The sequence below is a fragment of the Pseudomonas sp. HY2-MNA-CIBAN-0224 genome (assembly GCF_040310285.1).
Lineage (GTDB): Bacteria > Pseudomonadota > Gammaproteobacteria > Pseudomonadales > Pseudomonadaceae > Aquipseudomonas > Aquipseudomonas helleri.
The window spans coordinates 1-296 of record NZ_JBEOPQ010000358.1 but is presented as its reverse complement, the minus strand read 5'-3'; the positions used below and the strand labels follow the sequence as shown (position 1 = coordinate 296).

1 protein-coding gene is annotated in these 296 nt (G+C 44.3%); it reads right to left on the bottom strand.

Annotated elements, in window-relative coordinates:
* On the bottom strand, positions 1–296 hold a 296-nt coding region (locus AAEZ03_RS26735; protein WP_350582808.1), incomplete at both ends, for a hypothetical protein.

Genomic DNA, 296 nt, shown 5'->3' with positions numbered 1-296 from the left:
GCTTGCGAGCGCTCGCTATCATGATTATTATCACGGTGACTGGTCAAACTGCCAGTAGAGTCAGCCGTATTTGCCTCATCGCTATTACGAGTATTGGCGCTCGAGATTCCTGCCTGCATCATATCAAGATCAATATCATCGTCAGCCGCTGCTGCCTGTGTTGGCATTTTTGCGCCATGGATAATAGACTGCGGTGCTGAAGCAGTCAGTAGCCGTTTGAGTTTTTGCCACAAGCTGAGTTTATTACGTTGACTCATAGGTATTGTGTTGATATATAAATGGATGATATTAAAAAA